Source organism: Paenibacillus aurantiacus (assembly GCF_042431225.1).
Classification (GTDB): Bacteria; Bacillota; Bacilli; order Paenibacillales; family Paenibacillaceae; genus Paenibacillus_Z; species Paenibacillus_Z aurantiacus.
The window spans coordinates 1-1,289 of the sequence record NZ_JBHMDO010000058.1 but is presented as its reverse complement, the minus strand read 5'-3'; the positions used below and the strand labels follow the sequence as shown (position 1 = coordinate 1,289).

The 1,289-nt window shown below is 51.2% G+C and carries 11 tRNA genes; all 11 read left to right on the top strand.

The annotated features are described in order from the left end of the window. Positions 1-123 precede the first annotated feature (123 nt). The 11 genes from ACFFSY_RS35085 (at position 124) to ACFFSY_RS35035 (ending at position 1,214) form a co-directional block, all read left to right on the top strand. Positions 124-200 (top strand) — tRNA-Ile (locus ACFFSY_RS35085). An 8-nt stretch (positions 201-208) separates the two neighbouring features. Next, positions 209-284 (top strand) — tRNA-Ala (locus ACFFSY_RS35080). Between the two features lie 17 nt (positions 285-301). Beyond that, positions 302-377, top strand: a tRNA-Asn gene (locus ACFFSY_RS35075). 6 nt (positions 378-383) lie between these two features. Further along, positions 384-474 (top strand) — tRNA-Ser (locus tag ACFFSY_RS35070). Between the two features lie 13 nt (positions 475-487). Further along, a tRNA-Glu gene (locus ACFFSY_RS35065) sits at positions 488-562 on the top strand. 8 nt (positions 563-570) lie between these two features. Beyond that, positions 571-646: transfer RNA gene (locus ACFFSY_RS35060), tRNA-Val, on the top strand. A 17-nt stretch (positions 647-663) separates the two neighbouring features. Beyond that, positions 664-740: transfer RNA gene (locus tag ACFFSY_RS35055), tRNA-Met, on the top strand. An 11-nt stretch (positions 741-751) separates the two neighbouring features. Beyond that, positions 752-828, top strand: a tRNA-Asp gene (locus ACFFSY_RS35050). 23 nt (positions 829-851) lie between these two features. Then, positions 852-927: transfer RNA gene (locus ACFFSY_RS35045), tRNA-Thr, on the top strand. A 7-nt stretch (positions 928-934) separates the two neighbouring features. Beyond that, a tRNA-Tyr gene (locus ACFFSY_RS35040) sits at positions 935-1,020 on the top strand. A 121-nt stretch (positions 1,021-1,141) separates the two neighbouring features. After that, positions 1,142-1,214, top strand: a tRNA-Lys gene (locus tag ACFFSY_RS35035). Positions 1,215-1,289 lie beyond the last annotated feature (75 nt).

Below are 1,289 nucleotides of genomic sequence, written 5' to 3'. Positions count from 1 at the left end.
GGTGGAAGTGCAGCAATGCATGCAGCTGACGAATACTAATCGGTCGAGGGCTTATCCTAACGTAACACAGCGAAAAGGAATGTAAGTTTCGTATCCAGTTTTCAAGGTGCAACCAATAGCTGATGGCCTTTAGCTCAGCTGGTTAGAGCGCACCCCTGATAAGGGTGAGGTCGGTGGTTCGAGTCCACTAAGGCCAACCATTCTTCTCGGGGCCATAGCTCAGCTGGGAGAGCGCCTGCCTTGCAAGCAGGAGGTCAGCGGTTCGATCCCGCTTGGCTCCACCATTACAACTTAGTTACGTTCCCTGATAGCTCAGTTGGTAGAGCACTCGACTGTTAATCGAGTTGTCACAGGTTCGAGTCCTGTTCGGGGAGCCATTTCACGGAGAGCTGTCCGAGTGGTCGAAGGAGCACGATTGGAAATCGTGTATACGTTAACCGCGTATCGAGAGTTCGAATCTCTCGCTCTCCGCCAGATTATTTTTTTAGGCCCGTTGGTCAAGGGGTTAAGACACCTCCCTTTCACGGAGGTAACAGGGGTTCGAATCCCCTACGGGTCACCACTTATTATGGAGGCTTAGCTCAGCTGGGAGAGCATCTGCCTTACAAGCAGAGGGTCGGCGGTTCGATCCCGTCAGCCTCCACCATATATGTTTTACAATGACGCGGGGTGGAGCAGCTCGGTAGCTCGTCGGGCTCATAACCCGAAGGCCGCAGGTTCAAATCCTGCCCCCGCAACCAAATTATAATGTGGAGCCGTGGTGTAGAGGCCTAACATGCCTGCCTGTCACGCAGGAGACCGCGGGTTCGAATCCCGTCGGCTCCGCCATTATAACCTTTACAATTTCATATGCCGGTGTAGCTCAGTTGGTAGAGCAACTGACTTGTAATCAGTAGGTCGTGGGTTCAAATCCTATCGCCGGCACCAGCTTCATGGAGGATTAGCGAAGTGGCCAAACGCAGCAGACTGTAAATCTGTTCTCTGACGAGTTCGGTGGTTCGAATCCATCATCCTCCACCAGTTTTAAATATGGCATCTTAGGCATTACTGGCAATGGCTTGTTAAATACATAGCCAAGCGGTAAGGAACGGGAGTTATGCTTCCTCAAGCATAATGAACCTACCTAGATCCAGCTTTGTATGAGCCATTAGCTCAGTTGGTAGAGCACCTGACTTTTAATCAGGGTGTCGTAGGTTCGAGTCCTACATGGCTCACTTTTATCTTCATATGCGGTTGTGGTGGAATTGGCAGACACGCTATCTTGAGGGGGTAGTGTCCACTGGACGTAT